Annotated in this window: 13 protein-coding genes; 9 read left to right on the top strand and 4 right to left on the bottom strand. The window is 64.5% G+C overall.

Going from position 1 to position 16,708, the window contains the following annotated elements; translation table 11 throughout:
- Positions 1 to 192 precede the first annotated feature (192 nt).
- The 8 genes from HWN72_RS27155 to HWN72_RS27120 all read left to right on the top strand — a co-directional run bounded on the left by HWN72_RS27155 (position 193) and on the right by HWN72_RS27120 (position 9,149).
- Positions 193 to 873 carry an ImuA family protein gene (locus HWN72_RS27155; RefSeq protein ID WP_069710177.1) on the top strand — a complete coding sequence of 227 codons (681 nt, stop codon included), beginning with the start codon at positions 193 to 195 and terminating at the stop codon, positions 871 to 873.
- Complete coding sequence (locus HWN72_RS27150) at positions 788 to 2,611, top strand: DNA polymerase Y family protein (RefSeq protein WP_211151884.1); 1,824 nt, start codon at positions 788 to 790, stop codon at positions 2,609 to 2,611. Before HWN72_RS27155 ends, HWN72_RS27150 begins: the two co-directional genes overlap by 86 nt.
- A complete protein-coding gene (locus tag HWN72_RS27145; RefSeq protein WP_211151883.1) occupies positions 2,608 to 5,886 on the top strand; it encodes an error-prone DNA polymerase in 3,279 nt (1,092 codons plus the stop codon). Before HWN72_RS27150 ends, HWN72_RS27145 begins: the two co-directional genes overlap by 4 nt.
- Positions 5,887 to 5,916: 30 nt before the next feature.
- Complete coding sequence (locus tag HWN72_RS27140) at positions 5,917 to 6,177, top strand: hypothetical protein (RefSeq protein ID WP_231958432.1); 261 nt, start codon at positions 5,917 to 5,919, stop codon at positions 6,175 to 6,177.
- Positions 6,178 to 6,264: 87 nt separating this feature from the next.
- Positions 6,265 to 7,368, top strand: coding sequence for a DNA polymerase IV (dinB, locus tag HWN72_RS27135; RefSeq protein WP_211151882.1), 1,104 nt, complete (start codon positions 6,265 to 6,267; stop codon positions 7,366 to 7,368).
- The gene (locus tag HWN72_RS27130) at positions 7,365 to 7,934 is read left to right on the top strand and encodes an alpha-ketoglutarate-dependent dioxygenase AlkB (RefSeq protein WP_211151881.1); all 570 of its coding nucleotides are present in this window, start codon (positions 7,365 to 7,367) and stop codon (positions 7,932 to 7,934) included. The genes dinB and HWN72_RS27130 overlap by 4 nt, the downstream gene beginning before the upstream one ends.
- A 165-nt stretch (positions 7,935 to 8,099) precedes the next feature.
- Complete coding sequence (locus HWN72_RS27125) at positions 8,100 to 8,249, top strand: hypothetical protein (RefSeq protein WP_211151880.1); 150 nt, start codon at positions 8,100 to 8,102, stop codon at positions 8,247 to 8,249.
- 267 nt (positions 8,250 to 8,516) lie between these two features.
- Entirely contained in the window at positions 8,517 to 9,149 is a 633-nt protein-coding gene (locus HWN72_RS27120) for an SOS response-associated peptidase family protein (RefSeq protein ID WP_211151879.1), read from the top strand.
- A 290-nt stretch (positions 9,150 to 9,439) separates the two neighbouring features.
- Here the strand turns inward: HWN72_RS27120 and HWN72_RS27115 are convergent, their stop codons facing one another.
- The 4 genes from HWN72_RS27115 to HWN72_RS27100 form a co-directional block, all read right to left on the bottom strand.
- Positions 9,440 to 10,729, bottom strand: coding sequence for a metallophosphoesterase family protein (locus HWN72_RS27115; RefSeq protein ID WP_211151878.1), 1,290 nt, complete (start codon positions 10,727 to 10,729; stop codon positions 9,440 to 9,442).
- Positions 10,730 to 10,740: 11 nt separating this feature from the next.
- The gene (locus HWN72_RS27110; RefSeq protein ID WP_211151877.1) at positions 10,741 to 13,947 is read right to left on the bottom strand and encodes a TonB-dependent receptor; all 3,207 of its coding nucleotides are present in this window, start codon (positions 13,945 to 13,947) and stop codon (positions 10,741 to 10,743) included.
- A 134-nt stretch (positions 13,948 to 14,081) separates the two neighbouring features.
- Complete coding sequence (locus tag HWN72_RS27105; protein WP_211151876.1) at positions 14,082 to 15,056, bottom strand: FecR domain-containing protein; 975 nt, start codon at positions 15,054 to 15,056, stop codon at positions 14,082 to 14,084.
- Between the two features lie 11 nt (positions 15,057 to 15,067).
- The gene (locus tag HWN72_RS27100) at positions 15,068 to 15,604 is read right to left on the bottom strand and encodes an RNA polymerase sigma factor (protein WP_211151875.1); all 537 of its coding nucleotides are present in this window, start codon (positions 15,602 to 15,604) and stop codon (positions 15,068 to 15,070) included.
- Between the two features lie 537 nt (positions 15,605 to 16,141).
- Here HWN72_RS27100 and HWN72_RS27095 point away from each other — a divergent pair.
- Positions 16,142 to 16,570, top strand: coding sequence for a hypothetical protein (locus tag HWN72_RS27095; RefSeq protein WP_211151874.1), 429 nt, complete (start codon positions 16,142 to 16,144; stop codon positions 16,568 to 16,570).
- Positions 16,571 to 16,708 lie beyond the last annotated feature (138 nt).

The raw sequence follows: 16,708 nt of genomic DNA, 5'->3' as shown, positions 1-16,708 counted from the left end.
GCACAGGCTTGTCCCCATGTCGCAATCCGCTCGTCCATCAAACCGGTTGACCGTACCGGCCCCCAAGTGAGAACATAAAAGGAACATTTCTGAGTCTTTCAAAGAATCACCATGTCCTTAGTTTCATCGCTTACGCATCCGGGCATCGATGCCCTCCGCACGCTGGCGACCCCGCTGGCTGATCATCGGACCATGCCTTTTGGTATGGATGCTCTGGATGGCCGCCTCGGATCCGGTGGCCTGCGCGCCGGCGCCCTGCATGAAGCGACCGCGCTGACCTGCTCGCTGGTCGATGATGCCGCGGCTACGCTGTTCCTTGCCGGCATCGCCGCGCGCGAAGCCCGCTGCTCCGCCGCACCGGTCCTGTGGGTCAGCTGCCGCAATGACCTGTACGCACCGGGCCTGGAACAGGCGGGCCTGGCTTCCGCAGACGTCATCCACGCGCAGCCGCGCGACGATGCGGCGCTACTCGCCGTGGTCGAGGATGCGTTACGCGATGGAACGCCGGCGGCCGTCGTCGCTGAAGCCAGCAAGGTTTCGATGGTTGCCACCCGCCGCCTGCAGCTTGCGGCTGCCGAGGCCGACATTCCGGTGCTCCTGCTGCGGCGTCACCGCGGGCGGGATCGTGACCCGTTTGCCGACCCTTCGGCGGCCTGGACGCGCTGGCGCATATCCAGTGCGCCCTCCGAGCGGCTCGGCGTCGCCGGCGTCGGACGCCCGCGCTGGCTGGTCGAACTCGCACGCCAGCGCGGCGGCGAGGGCTTTTCCCTGATCGTGGAGGGATGCGATGCGACGGGTCGTCTCGCTGTTCCTGCCGTTCCTGGCCATCGAACGGCTGAGACGGCAGGACCGGTTCGCCGCGCCGCGGCCTGAGCCGCGCGCACTCCAGCTTCCCGTCGACGACAATCCCGGTGCCTGCTCGGTCCCTCGCGGGGGCGGATGGCGACCGGGTGCGCGCTGGGCTCGCGAGCGGCAGAACGCAGGAGGGCAGGGCGCCGTCAGGGGCGAGGACCGCACACGCCTGGATGTCGAGCGCGAGATCGCGGCGCTGCCGCTGCACGCCAAGCCGCCGATGCGCGAACTGGGACGGCGCTCCGAGACGGCAGAGCATCCGTTCAAGCGGACGGTCTCTTCAGTGGTATCGCAAGAGGCGGGCGATGCACCGCAGGTCATGGCTGCCCCGCTGGCGCTCATCGGCAAGGTCGGCCGCCGCGACGAGATCGTTGCGGCTTGTCCGGCGGCAAGAGCGCTGGGCATCCATGTCGGCATGGCGGCAACGCACGCTCGTGCGCTCGTTTCCGATCTCGATTTCCGCGTGGCGGAGCCTGAGGCCGACGCGGCGCTGCTCGACCACCTCGCGCTGCTGGGCATTCGCCGCTGGTCGCCGATCGTCGCGGTCGCGCCGCCTGACGGGGTCTGGCTGGACCTGACGGGCGCCGCGCATCTTCATGGCGGGGAGGAACGCTTCTGCCAGCGTCTCCACGCCTTCTGTCGCCGAGCCGGTTTCACGGCGCGCATCGCGATCGCCGAGACCCCGGGCGCCGCGCACGCGCTGGCCCGCTACGGCCGCGAGGATATTGGGATCATCCCGCACGGCGGCGTGCTGAAAGCCCTGTCGCCGCTACCGGTCGCGGCGCTGCGCCTCGAAAGCGGCGCTCTCGTCGCCGCGCGCAAGTTCGGCTTCGAGACGATTGCCGACCTGCTGCCCGTCGCGCGCGGGCCCCTGGCACGCAGGCTGGGTCTCGCCGCCATCGATCGGCTCGATCAGGCGCTCGGCGGGAAGGCCGAGCCGATCACGCCGCGTGAGGATATCGTCACCCCGGCGGTCGAGCGTCGTTTGCTCGAACCGATCGGCACGGCCGAAGCGATTGCTCAGGTCATGCACGACCTGCTGAGGGATCTGGCAGAGGTGCTGCAGCGCAAAGGCCTGGGCGCGCGCTCACTGCGCTTTTGCGCCTTACGGATCGACGGCGGCGAGCAGGTGGTGACGATCGGCACTTCCCGGCCGAGCCGTGAGGTGGCGCACCTGCTGCGCCTCCTGAAGCTCAGAATCGAGCGCATCGATCCTGGCATGGGTCTTGAACAGTTCAGGCTGTTGGCGCCGCATACCGAGCCGCTCGATGCCGAGAACCTGGGGGCGATCCTCGCTGGGGAAAGTACGGTGCGCGATCCGGCGCGCCTGGTCGACGTCGTGGCAGGCAGGATCGGACAGGGCGCGGTTTTCCGCATTGCGCCGGTCGAGAGCCATGTGCCCGAACGTGCCGTGAGGCCGACCAGCCCGATCGCGACAGCCGGCTCCTGGCCGGCGTGGCAGCGGCCGGTGCGGTTGTTCGCGCGGCCCGAGCCCTTGTCGCGCGTCATCGCACTGCTGCCCGATCAGCCTCCGCGCCGTTTCGAATGGCGCGGACGGTCCTACACGGTCGTGGCCGGCGACGGGCCCGAGCGCATCCATGGCGAGTGGTGGCGGCGCAACGGTGAAGTCTGGGCCGTGCGCGACTACTACCGGGTCGAGGACGAGGGGGGCGGGCGCTACTGGGTGTTCCGCCGCGGCGACGGCGTTGCCGGCGAGACCGGCGATCTCTCGTGGTGGATGCACGGGGTCTTCGCATGACCGCCTACGTCGAACTTCAGGTGCTGACGCACTTCTCGTTTCTGCGCGGCGCCTCGAGCCCGGACGAGCTGTTCTCGGTCGCGGCGAAGCTCGGGTATTCCGCCATCGGCATTGCCGACCTTGGCAGTGTCGCCGGGGTGGTCCGCGCCTGGGAGGCGGAGAAGGCCACCGGGGTACGCCTTATCGCCGGCACCCGGGTCGATCTGTCCTGCGGTCGCCGTCTGCTGCTCTATCCGACTGACCGGCAAGCCTGGTCGCGGATCACGCGCCTCCTCACCATCGGCAAACGCCGGGCTGGGAAGGGGGCGTGCCTGCTGCACTGGCATGAGCTCAAAGCCTGGTCCGAGGGCGTGATCGCCATTCTGTTGCCGCACGAGGCGGATGCCGAGAATGCTGCAGCGCTCGTCGATCTGCGGTCCGTCTATGGCAGGCGCGCGCATATGGCGCTGTTCCAGCGCCGCCGCCCGGGCGATGCCGTGCGGATCGACGCGCTGGCGCGCCAGGCGAGGGAGGCCGGGGTGCGCGCCGTCGTCACCGGCGACGTGCTCTACCATGCGCCCGATGCCCGGCTGCTGCAGGATGTGGTGACCGCGATCCGGCACAATTGCCGGGTCGACGACCTTGGCTATCGCCGCGAGGTCAATGCCGACCGCGCGCTCAAGTCTGCGGAGGAAATGCAGCGCCGTTTCGCCGCCTATCCCGATGCCCTGCGCGCCAGCGTCGATATCGCCGAGGCCTGCACATTCTCGCTTGGCGACCTCACCTATCACTACCCGCAGGAGCAGGTGATCGAGGGGCTGACCGCGCAGCAGGCGCTGGAGACAATGGCGCGCGAGGCGCTGGGCGCCATGTTCGGCGGCGATCCTCCGCAGGACTACCGCGACCAGATCGCCCATGAGCTGAAACTCATCTCCGAGCTGAACTACGCGCCCTACTTCCTCACCGTCCATTCGATCGTCGCCGAGGCGAGGCGCCGCGGCATCCTGTGCCAGGGCCGGGGATCGGCCGCCAACTCCTGCGTCTGCTTCGTGCTCGGCGTCACCTCGATCGATCCGATCAAGCACGAGTTGCTCTTCGAGCGCTTCGTCTCGGGCGAGCGGCGCGAGCCCCCCGACATCGACGTCGATTTCGAGCATGAGCGGCGCGAGGAAATCATCCAGTGGATCTTCGATACCTACGGGCGCGACCGGGCGGCGCTGACCGCGGTCGTCACCCGCTTTCGCGCGCGCGGTGCAGTGCGCGATGTCGGCAAGGCCATGGGTCTGCCAGAGGACCTGACCTCGTCGCTGGCAGGGCTGGTCTGGGGCTGGTCAGCCGAAGGCGTGGGCGAGAAGCAGGCCGAGGAACTCAATCTCGACATGTCGGATCGGCGGCTGCGCCTGACACTCGACCTCGCGCGCCAGCTGATCGGCGTGCCGCGCCAGTCGAGCCAGCATCCCGGCGGCTTCGTGCTCACGCACGATCGCCTCGATGATCTGGTGCCGATCGAGCCCGCAGCAATGGCCGACCGCCAGATCATCGAGTGGGACAAGGACGACATCGATGCGCTCAGGATGATGAAGGTCGATGTGCTGGGTCTTGGCATGCTGGGATGCCTGAACCGGGCCTTCAACATGCTGGAGGAAAGCAAGGGTCTGAGAGTCGGCCTTGCCGACCTGCAGAGCGATGATCCCGACGTCTACGCCATGATCCAGAAGGCCGACACGCTTGGCACCTTCCAGATCGAGAGCCGGGCGCAGATGTCGATGCTGCCGCGCATGAAGCCGCGCCGCTTCTACGACCTGGTGATCCAGGTCGCGATCGTCCGCCCCGGCCCGATTCAGGGCGACATGGTCCACCCCTATTTGCGCCGCCGCGAGGGGCTGGAAAAGCCGGAATACCCGCGGCCCGAACTGCGCGCGGTTCTGGAAAAGACGCTGGGCGTGCCCCTCTTTCAGGAGCAGGCGATGAAGGTCGCGATCGTCGGCGCGGGCTTCACCGCCGTCGAGGCTGACCAGCTTCGGCGCGCGATGGCGACCTTCAAGATGACAGGCGGGGTCTCGCATTTTTCCGAAAAGCTGATCGAGGGTATGGTCGGCCGCGGCTATCCGCGCGACTTTGCCGAGCGCACCTTCCGCCAGCTTGAAGGCTTCGGCTCCTATGGCTTCCCGGAAAGCCATGCCGCGAGCTTCGCCAAGATCTCCTATGCCTCGAGCTGGATGAAGCATCATCACCCGGACGTCTTCTGCGCCGCCCTGATGAATGCGCAGCCGATGGGCTTCTATGCCCCGGCCCAGATCGTCGGCGACGCGCGCCAGCACGGCGTCGAGGTCCGGCCGGTCTGCATAAACGCGAGCCGCTGGGATTGCTCGCTCGAGCCGACACGAGGTCGATACCATGCCGTGCGGCTCGGCTTCAGGCAGGTGCGTGGGCTCTCCAATGCCGATGGCGCCAGCATCGTCGGTGCGCGTGGAGAGATCCCGTTCGAGTCCGTCGAGGATGCCTGGCGCCGCTCCGGCGTTCCGCGCGCCGCGATTGAGAAGCTGGCGGACGCCGACGCCTTCCGCGCCTTCGGGTCCGACCGGAGGCAGGGGCTATGGACGGTGCGGGGCCTTGGGGAAGCTCCGCTGCCGCTTTTTGCTGCAGCGGATCGTGCAGCAAAAGTGAAGAGCGCGGAAGGTGTCGAACCGGAGGTCGCGCTGCGCCCATTGACCGATGGCCGGGAAGTAATCGAGGACTATCGATCGTTGCAGCTTTCGCTGCGTGCCCATCCGCTCACGTTCGTGCGCAATGAATTGACCCGGCGCGGCGTCACGCGCTGCGCAGACCTTACGAATATCCGCGATGGCCGCAAGGTCGAGGTCGCCGGTATCATCCTCGTCCGCCAGAAGCCGGGCTCGGCCAAGGGCGTGCTATTCATCACCATCGAGGACGAGACCGGGATAGCCAACGGCATCCTCTGGCCCGATCGCTTCGAGGCCCAGCGCCGCACCGTGATGTCCGCCTCGATGGTGGGGCTCAAGGGGCGGGTGCAGAAGGAGGGCGAGGTGATCCATGTCATCTGCGACCGGATCATCGATCATGGCGATCTGCTGCATAAGGTTGGCGAGATGTCGTTCCCGCACCAGACGGGCAGGGGTGACGGAGCGCGCCATGCCAGCGCGCCGGATCGCGGTGACGTTCTCCGTGGCAAGGGAAAATGGAGCCCCAGACCCCACGACAGCTACTGGCCGCCGCATGCCGATGGCCGCGATCCCGAAGACGTGGTTCGCTTCAAGTCGCATGATTTTCACTGACCTGTGGCCACCCTTCCCAGACATCAGCGCGTGATCATCGCGCTTTCGGTGCATATCCTGCGCGGCGGCGTGGTGCGCTGTGCGGACGGCCGGGTCGACAGCGTCGAAGTGCGCCTCGCCTTGCGGTGCCTGCTCCCGCATTGCCGCGAGCGCTGGCCGCTCGAGCTCTACTGGGATGCTGCAGGGCAGGGCAACGAGATCGGCAGGGCGCAGGGGGTGACTGCCGCGTTCAACGGCATCGTGAGGCAATTGCGGCTAGCGGGTCGATACGAGGAAGACGGGGCTGCGTAAGCGCAGAAGTCCTGTGCACGCGCCCGGGGGTCATCTGGCCTCGCATAAAATGTTCGTTATTTGTTCCAGCCATGCTATGGCCCGCACATGGTCGACTCAGCCATCCGCAAGATCATTCACGTGGACATGGATGCCTTTTTTGCTTCCGTTGAACAGCGCGATGATCCAGCCCTTCGGGGACGTCCGGTAGCCGTCGGGCATGGCGCGTCCCGAGGTGTCGTCGCGGCGGCCAGCTATGAAGCGCGCAAGTTCGGCGTGAAGTCAGCGCTTCCCTCGGTAACAGCACTGCGCCGCTGTCCGGAACTGATCTTCGTGCCGCCACGCTTCGAGGTCTACAAGGATGTGTCGCGCCAGATCCATGAGGTCTTTGCGCGCTACACTGACCTGATCCAGCCGCTTTCCCTCGATGAGGCCTATCTCGACGTGACAGCGAACAAGAGCGGTATCGAGACAGCCTGGAAAACGGCCAAGGCCATCCGCAAGGCCATCCTCGACGAGACCGGGCTCACGGCATCGGCGGGGATCTCGTACAACAAGTTCCTCGCGAAGCTGGCATCCGACCATCGCAAGCCGAACGGACAGTTCGCTGTCACCCCGGATATGGGCGAAGCATGGGTGGAGACCTTGCCGGTCAGCCGCTTTCACGGGGTGGGGCCGGTGACGGCCGAGAAGATGAAGCGGCTGGGTATCGAAACCGGTGCGGACCTCAGGGCAAAGTCGCTAGGCTTCCTGCAGCAAAACTTCGGCAGTTCGGCAGAATGGTACTTCGCGATCGCGCGCGGCGTTGACGATCGCCCGGTCAATCCCAACCGGGTACGCAAGTCATCCGGGTCGGAAACGACGTTCGACCGCGACCTGACGGAGCCCGGCGAGATCGAGGCCGGTATCCTGAAGATGGCCGATGACGTCTGGCGCTGGTGCGAGGCGCGCGAAACGTTCGGGCGGACCGTTACGGTCAAGATCAAGTACGGCGACTTCCAGCAGATTACACGCAGCCGCAGCCAGGCGAGCGTCATCGTGACCCGGGAGAACCTCCAGCGCTGCGCCATCGATCTCGTACGCACGGTGTTGCCGCCGATAAAGGGCATCCGGCTGGTTGGCGTGACGGTGTCGAATTTCGGTGAGGCCCCGGCGGCGGATTTGGCCGCCGGGGTCGAATTGCCGATTTTCGGCGAAAGCGAGGCGGCATGATGCTGGACCTGTTCGATACGCCCGTTCTGCCCGGTCTCGCCGAGCGGCCGGACATCATCGATCGATCGGAGGAGCAGATGCTGATCCGCAGGATCGACGAGAGCGATCTGAAGCCGTTCCGCTTTCGGGGATGGACCGGCAAACGGCTCACCACATCATTCGGGTGGTGCTATGACTTCGAGGCGGGCAAGCCCATGGAAGCGCCGCCGATCCCGGACTGGCTGGAGCCCTTTCGTGATCGGGCAGCGCATTTTGCCGGCCTTGTTCCCGAACTGCTGATCCAGGCCTTGCTGATCCGGTACGATCCAGGTGCGGGCATCGGCTGGCACAGGGATCGCCCGGTCTACGAGCACATCATCGGCATATCGCTCGGAGAGCCCGCGACGATGCGCTACCGGCAACGGCGCGGCGCAGGCTTCGCGCGGGCCTCACTGCCTCTGGAACCACGTGCAGGATATCACATGAGCGGGGGTGTTCGATACGATTGGGAGCACAGTATCGCCGAGATGGAAATGCCGCGGTGGTCCATCACCTTCCGCAGCATGTCCAATGCATATGCGCCGTGATATTATAATCCTTGCAGAGAGATTTTAGAGCGAGATCAAAATATGTAATTGGTTACATCGCTAATTCACGGCGAAGTAATTCAATTATTGACTGGATGTCGTGATTTTGTCGCGAATCACTGGTAGAGGCACGGCTCGAAACGCCAAAGGCGTTCGCAAGGAGAGATGATCGTGTTCGACCAGATAGACGCTGCCTACTTTCGGCAGCGCGCGCTTGAAGAGCGTGAAAGGGCCGCCAGTGCCAGGGGCAGCCTCGCGGAACGTTTCAGGCGCCGCGCTGCGGCCTTTGAAGCAAAGGCGCGCGCTCTGGCCTGATTGCGTAGGTCTCATTGCATGCACTGCCCATGCCTGTCTCCTGCGCCTTGCTTCGGCGAAATCCCGGTCTTCCGGTATCGCGTTTGTCGTCGCCGAGCAGATCACCGCGGTAGGCAGGCGACTAACGTCCGCAGTATCGGTGGCTGACGGCGATTTATGAGGACGCTCTGCAGTGCAGGGCAAGCTACAAAGGTCATGCGCCCGTCGCGATGGTAATGAAGGCATTCAGACCGTAGAGATGCGCATCGACTTATCGGGAACAAGCTTATGTGCAACCGGGCCCGCATGAAAGGCGAGATCGAGACGATCTGGGGATCGGTCGCCGAGCTTTTCAGCGAGCGCCCACGCGACAATCGCTTTGATCCCCAAGAACTGCGACCCAAAGGCCGGTCCTACGTCATACGCGAACAAGGCGGTGTGCGAGGATGGGATGTCATGACCTGGGATGTCCTGGGCGGCAAGGCGGCCTGGCCAATGACCAACGTGCGTAACCTGGCGATGCCGCAATGGCGTGATCTCGCCGAGCGACCCGAGAACAGGTGCGTGGTGCCGCTCACCGAGTTCTGCGAGTTCACGCCGGACAAGCATGATCTCGGCGACGACAAGCCGCAATTGAAGGGCGAGATGTGGTTTTCGGTGATCGACCAGCCATTGTTTCCGGTCGCCGGGTTGTGGAAGCCGACCGACGGTGGCAACGCCTTCGCCATGGTCACGTGTGATGCCAATTCGCTCGTCAGCTCGATTCATCCCAAGGCCATGGTGACAATCCTTGAATCCACGGACGTCGATATATGGCTCAGCGGTTCCTACGACGAAATCTGCGCGCTCCAAAGACCGTTCGATCCTGAGAGAATGACTGTGCGAGGCCCGGTGTTCCCGACCCGCAGTGGTGAGCGCTGATCTGAGCCGCGTCGAGTTTACCGGGGCTTATGATCTTAAAAGTACAGTAAGCCGACGGTCAGCTTGTCGGGATCAAAAATGAGCAGCTCGACGGCCGGATAGATTGACGACAGTCAAATTCTGACCATAGACCGCCTTGGCAAAGTATTTAATGCCCATCGATGCGATTAGTTCTGACACGTTACCTTTGCTATCCGCAGGCGGTTTAAGAATCCTCGTCGCGAAGGCTAAGGTGCCCGTCGCGGCGAGGAAAGCTTGCTTCCGAACCGATGGTTTCCAGATCCTGGCCGTCAACGTGCGCTTTTGCGCAGCGAGACTTCGTCGAGCGCTTCGCCGGTGGCAGTGTAGGCGCGGTAGGTCAGGTGATCCGGACTCACATCGATAACTTGATAGGCCTGCGTGCGTGACGCCGACTTGCGCGCCCAGGGCAGGCTGCCGACATCATACATTTTGGGGCCGGCCACTGACACCGCATACGTTGAGCCAGCATCGTCGGTGGTTGGGCCGTCTGGGCCGATTGCGCCGCGCGCATAGCCATGGTCGTGGCCCTGCAGCACCAGATCGACCTTGTACTTGTCGATCAGGGGTTTCAGTGCCGCGCGCACCTTCGGGTTGTCGCGGCCCGGTTCGCTGGAGAACAGCGGGAAGTGCAGGAACATTACCGTCCAATGGCTGGGGTTGTGCGCCAGCAGGCCGTCGAGCCACGTGATGATCGAATTGCGGGCCTTCTCGTCGCGGTCGACCTGCATCGAGTCGATCGAGATCAGACGCAGACCTTGATAGTCAGTGTACCAGTTCGTTTCGCGGCTGGCGGGAACGTCGGCCGGGCCGTCTTCGGGCAGGGTGAACTGGCGGCGCCACTGGCCGTTAATCGAGGAGCCGGCGCGGGCCGCCTCGTCCTTGACGTATTCGTGATTGCCCGGCGTCGGCATCTGCGGCGTCTGGGCGTAGAGGAAGCCGCCGGCCGCGAACCATTCGCCCCATTCGGCGTCGCTGTCGTGGCGGTTGATGAGATCGCCCGCGTGGATCGTGAACGCCGCGTCGCCCGCCTGCCGGAAGGCCATGCGCAGCGTGCGCGAGGCTTCGGACAGGACCTGGTTCTGCATGTCGCCCATGTAAATGAAGCGGAACGGCTTCGCCTCGCGCGAGGCGGTGCGGAACTGCAGCCATTCAGACCAATGCGTGCCGTCGCCCACGCGGTAGGCGTAGACGGTGTCGGCCTGCAGGCCCTTCAGCACCGCCGAGTGATAGGCGGCACGGAAGGCGGGATCCTCGCGCACGGGCAGGACGGCGTCGTCGGTCGTCGCGGCGAGGGTCATCGGGGACTTCACGAAGTCCGGGCCGCTGGTCGCCACCGCATATTGCACTTGCCCGGCGGAGCCCGGCGCCGAGCGCCAGGTCACCGCCATCTCGCTCGCCGGGTCGGCGGTGAGGTTGAGCACGATGCGCTCGGGATTCACCGTCGCCGGGGCGAGAATTACGGCCGGGGGTGCGGCGGGAACGGCATCTGCCGCTCCCGCCGCGCTGAGGGGAAACGCGCTCAGCAACAGCGCGCTGGCAAGGGTTCGGGTCGCAGTCATCCTTGTTCCCCTCAGAAGATCATGTTGAAGCCGAGCGTCATGCTGCGGCCGTTCTTGACGTAAGCGCGGCTGGCGCCGGTGCCGGACGAGACGGTTTCCCAATATGTGTGGGAATCGAAGAGGTTGCGGACCTGGAACTGGATCGACGACTTCTTCATGAAGGTCTTGCGGAAGGTCAGGTCGACGAAGCTGTAGCCCTGTTCGTAGGGGTTGTTGCCGAAGTCGTTGATACCGCCCATGAACTCCGACTGGTAGTTCCATGCGCCGTAGATTTCCCAGCCCTTGCGCTCCCAGAAGATCTGCAGGTTGGCGACCGTCTCGGGCGTTTCCATCAGCGGCAGGGTGTAGCCCTCGGGGTGCCACGATAGGCCGGTTACCGCCTTCGAGCGCTGCAGCGTCAGGTTGCCGCCCACGCCCAGCGAGCTGAGGATGCCGGGCAGCCAGGGCAGCTGCTGCTGGACGCTGAACTCCACGCCGTAGACTTCGGCCCACTTGCCGTTGTTGGGCATAGAGATCGCCACGCCCGCAGGGTCGACGTTCTCGCCCAGCGTTCCGTCGCGGATGTTCGAAGACGAGGAGCGGAACAGGAAGTTGGTGATGTGCTTGTAGTACAGCGCCACCGAATACGACCCGGTGTTCCCGGCATAGTGCTCTAGCGACATGTCGAGGTTGAGCGAGCGCATCGGCTTGAGGTTGGGGTTGCCCTGCTCGATCGCGAGCAGCACCCAGTCCGAGGTCGGGTTCTCCTCACCGTCACCATCGGGATCGGTATCGTAGCTGTATTCGCGCGCGGAGCTCATCCGGGCGATGTCGGGGCGGGCGAAGCTGGTCCACACCGCGCCGCGCAGGCGGGTCTTGCGGTCGAAGTCGTAGTTTACGTGGATTGAGGGCAATACGTTGGCGAAGCTGCTGGTATCGGTGGTGAAGCGCGCGCCCTGCACCTCGTCCATGGTGTAGGCGTCGATCGTGTTGCGGGTGGCTTCCACGCGGACGCCGGCAATGATCTGCGCCTTGCCGATGCGCGCGGTCGCCATGGCGTAGCCGGAGATCACGCGTTCATTGAACCGGAAGCTGTCCTCGTTCGAGAGGACGGCCTGGGAGGGATCGGTCGCCACGCCTTCGAACATCGTGCTCTCGCCCTTTTCGGCGCGCTGCAGTTCGGCGAGCATCTTGGCGTTGTTCAGCGTCTGGCCGAGGCGGTAGACTCCGGTGTAGGCGCCTCCGAACAGGCTGGTCACGTCCGCGCCGTAGAACTGCGAGAAGTCGGCCATCGTGCCGTCGGTCTCGAGGTTCAGGAAGGAGCCCTGGTAGGTGTAACGGCGCGAGTTGTAGAACTTGCCGCCCACCTTGACCGATTCCAGCCAGGCGCTGTCCGGCTTCCACAGCACGTTGGTCTGCGCCTGCCACAGTCTTTCACTGCTGCCGCCGACTTCGCCCTCAAGGCTGCTGAAGACATATTCCGACGGGTCCTGCACCGCTTCGAGGCCCGCGTCGTTGAGCAGCCACTTGGGAAAGCGCGAATCCTCGCTGCTGGAGAACAGCACGCCAGTGTTGCCCAGCCAGCCGTACTTGTCGCTGCGGAATTCCAGCGTGTAGCCGTCGTCCAGATTGTCTTCCGACTTGGCGTAGGACACGTCATAGTCGATCGTCACGGTGCCAAGGCGCGAAACGCCGCCGAGGTTGGCCGAGGCCAGGCTGCCGCTTTCGTTGGTGGCTTCCCAGAAGCGGCGCAGGCGGAAGCCCTGCGGGTCCCAGGTGCCCGATCCGCCGTTGAGGCTGTAGAACGACTTGGCCGACCGGTCCGCGTCGGTGATGACGCCGTCGCCGTCGCGATCGACGATCTGGTCGGTGGAGTAGCTGTAGATGCGGCCCAGTGCATCGTCGTAGCCGACCACGCTGTCGTCTGGCTGCGCAAGGCTTGTGTCGTCGGTGTCCACCTGCGACAGCCGGGTGGAGTTCTTCGAGGTGTCGTTGCGGAAGTTCAGGCGGTTGAGGAATTCCTTCTTGCGGTACTTGTTGTACTGCCCGCGGAAATGTAGGTCATGGTTGTCCGAGCGGTAATCGACGCTGGTGTTGCCGCCGAAGCGCTCCACGTCGGTCTCGCCGAAGCCCAGGTCCATGCCGCGCATCACGAAGCGGTTGGGATCCCACCCCAGCGTCTCGCTGTCGGAGTACCAGGTGTCGGGCTGGTTGTCGCCATCGACGCCGTTCTGTTCGAACTGCGACTTGCGGCGGCTGTAGCTGCCCGAGACGAAGACGCCGAAGTTGTCGCTGAACTGGCGCGAGAACGCGCCGGATACCTGCGCGGACTTCTTGTGATCGAACTTGTCGAGCATGCCGCCTTCGGCTGAAAGGCGGAAGTAGGTGGGATCCTGATCGAACGCGGTCGGCGTCGAGATGTCCACCGAGCCGCCCAGCGCATCGCCGTCGCGGTCGGGGGTGAGGGTCTTGTAGACGGTGATCTGCTTGATCCCGTCGGGCGGCAGCACGCTCAGGCGCACGCCGCGAAAGAAGTTGTCGTCGCGCGATCCGGCGCCGCCCACGCGCACGCCGTTCATCGAGTAGTTGTTCAGTTCGGTGGACATGCCGCGCACGGTGATGCGATCGCCTTCGCCGGTGGCGGAATCGCGCACCGCGTTGACGCCGGGCATGCGGGACAGTGCTTCGGACACGTTGTTGGCGGGCAGCTTGCCCATGTCGTCGGCCATGATGGTGTCCGAGACGACGTCGGTCTTGCGCTTGACCTCAAGCGCCTTCTGCACCGCCTCGACATAGCCGGTGACGACGATCTCGCTGTCCGCAGGCTCTTCTTCGGCCATTCGCGCTTCCGCCGGACGATAGGCCGGGGCGGACGCGGCACTGCGCGGCGCGGGTTTGGTAAGTGCGGCGGCGGGCTGGATGCGGGCGGCCAGCGGCTTGACGATAATCGTGCCGCCGCGTCGCTGTGTATCGACATTGGCGCCGCCGATTAGCAGTTGGAGCGCGCCGTGCGCCGACATCGTGCCCGAAACCGCCTGGCTGCGACGACCGCGCAGCGCGTCCGACGAAGCGGCGACGGGCACGCCGGTGATGCGCGAGAATTCCTGCAGCGCATGCGCGAGATCTTGCGCGGGGATCGCGAAAGCGTAGCGCCGCTCGGCTGCGGCAACGGGTGTCGTGCAGACGGTCGCCACGGCTATGGCCAGCGCCGATACGGCGGGCCGGTACGGAAGAAACATCGAAGAAATACCCCCAGCTGAACTTAGCGTTCAGGGCTCAGACGCGGCTGGCAGGCAAAACCCGACAAAATAATTTTCTTACAATTTCATGGCTTTAATGTGAATATTCGATGACGATCATGGGCTAGGCGTTTCTACCGCTCCAAAAGATAGCCCCCATTAGTTTCCCGCCAGTGCAGATCGTGGATTGCCGCCACCGCATCGAGCACGCCGCGAGCGTCGCCGGTCTGGAAGCGGCCGGTCACCAGCAATTCGCCGAGGGCTGGATCGGCCAGCGCCACAGCCTTGGGCGCCGTGCGGTTGAGGCGCTGCACCAGTTGTGTGACGGGCGCGTCGTTGGCTTCGTACCAACCGCTCATCCAGTCGGGTCGATCGCTTTCCACGCCCTTGAGGCTGCGCACGCGCTCGCCCGAGATCTCCAGCCCGCTGCCTGCGGGCAGGCGCCATTCGCGTCCGGTACCGGCCTCTACGCTCACCAGTCCGCGATAGACCTGGATAACGCGGGTGTCGGCATCGACCCGTTCGATGTCGAAAGCGGTGCCAAGCACCGATACGGCGGCGCCGCCGGTGTCGACTGTGAAATTGCGCATCCGCTCGTGCGCTACGTCGAAGAAGGCCTCGCCGCGTTCCAGCGCGACATGGCGGGACCAGGGCGTGATGCGCACGGCGATGCGCGTCTCGCCGTCCATCCGCACGGTTGAGCCGTCGGGCAGCGATACCGTGCGCATCTCGCCGTGACCTGTCGCAAAAATCCGGTCGGTCACCAGCAGGCGAGGGACGGCGATGCAGGCGACCAACAGCACGCACAGTGAGGCGACCGCCTGCACCGTGCGTCGCCGCATCAGGTGATGGCGGCTCCGCAGCGCATCACAAGCGTCCTCGTCGTCGTTCGAGGCGACAGGGCGCGTGGCGGGATCGTGAAGTGCGGCTGCCAGTCCGTCCGACTGCCACAGCGCGCTCATGCGGGCATAGCTTTCGACGTGCTGCGGGTCCTTGAGGATCCAGCGGTCGAAGTCGGCCGCAGCGGCGCTGTCGATCACGGGGCGGCTCAGGCGTTCGATCCACTGGATCGCCTGCATGTCGATCGCCTGCCGGTTCCTGATATGCATATCGTGCCCCATCAGTCCTGCCCAACCAGATCGATCCCGGCATGGTCGAGCGCACGGCGCAGGTCGATCATGCCGCGTGTGATGTGCTTCTCCACCGCCTTGGCGCTGATGCCCAGATCCTCGCCGATGGCACGGCAGCTTTCCTGATGGAGCCGGCGCCGCATCAGTACCTCGCGCCGCAACTGCGGCATGCGCCTGAGGCAACGGTCGAAGATGTCGATAGCCCGGCGCGAATCCAGCACGCGATCCAACGAAGGCTCATCGCTTCGCCAATCGTCATCGATCTCGGCCGACAGGCGGCTTTCGCGGCGATGCATGTCCATCAGCAGGTTGTCCGCGATGCGAAACGCCAGCGCGAATACACTCGCGATCTGCTGCTCGCGAGTGAGTTGAACCAGCCTTGCTATAACCTCTTGGGCAATGTCGTCTGCAATATCATGCCGCGCGCCTCGTCCACGGGTATAGCGCTGCACGGCTACTTGGACAGCACACCAGTCAAAGTCTTGTTGCGCGATATAGTAAGGAGCGCCACTGGTCGACGAAAGCACGCGCACCTCCAACCAAATCGCCCGCCCCGTAACGCCTCTATATGACAAATCAGAGGCACGCAGTCCGCTAAATCCAGGACCATCGAAGACGATGAGGCATAACTGAGGCATAACAAGGTCAGTTGCGGGCAAAGCCTTTAGATTAGCGGACGGTCGACAGCCAGAGTTGAAAATCTTGCGCTTGAGCGACCGAGAAGGGTGTGCGCCGTGCAAAGCCGGCACTTTCCAGTGGGTGAGAGGCCGACCCGGCGATGCTCCAGCCGGAAGCAACCGGGGCAGGCATGGAGGTGACGAAATGTCTGAAGCCGCCGGATAACGGTCACGTAGGTGATCGTGCGAGCGTACAGGCCGTAACGTGAGTGAACGCTTAGCAATCCTCGAAAAGGTCGATGTGCAGGCCGACCCGTTAACCCTTACGGGGAAGGCTGATATGGACGGGCGAGTTTGAGCGACGTCGAACCCGTCTGCTGCACCGGGGTAGTGGCGACAGCATGTACGCAAGGAAAGTGCACGCAACACGTGGTGAGGGGCAGGAGATTGGGAAACCTATCAACTCCGATAAGCGTCCAGAAACTGCAGAAGGCGTTGCGCGCGAAAGCGAAGGCAGAAGTCGGCTACCGGTTTTACGCGCTGTACGACAAGATTAGCCGCGATCACATTCTGGCCCATGCCTCCGCCCAGTGTCGCTCCAATAAGGGCGCGCCGGGTGTGGATGAACAGAACTTTGCGGATATCGAGGACTATGGCGTCGAGCGGTGGCGGGCGGAACTGGCCCTGTCGCTCAGGAAGGAGACGTACCGACCCGATCCGATCAGGCGTGTCTACACAGCGGTGCTGTTGCGCCGGTGGCTACGCGGCAAGCACAAGACCAGACGAAAGCGCGAGGGAGCCTATCACGACCCTGAGCTGCACGAGTGCTTCGGCCTCGTACGTCTGGCGAGCTTGGCCGCAGCCCGCCGTGGGTGAAGGCGTGATATCTTGTTCGAGAGCCGGATGCGGGAGATCTGCACGTCCGGTTCGATGAGCAGGGAGTGGAAACGGATCGTCTGGCAAGCCCCACAGGCGCGCCGCACGACACCGCGCCACTTCCTGTTGGGGTGGACG

This window comes from Novosphingobium sp. HR1a (assembly GCF_015594425.1).
Taxonomy (GTDB): Bacteria; Pseudomonadota; Alphaproteobacteria; order Sphingomonadales; family Sphingomonadaceae; genus Novosphingobium; species Novosphingobium resinovorum_A.
Note: the sequence above shows the minus strand (reverse complement) of the source record. Positions and strands in the feature narration are given on the sequence as shown.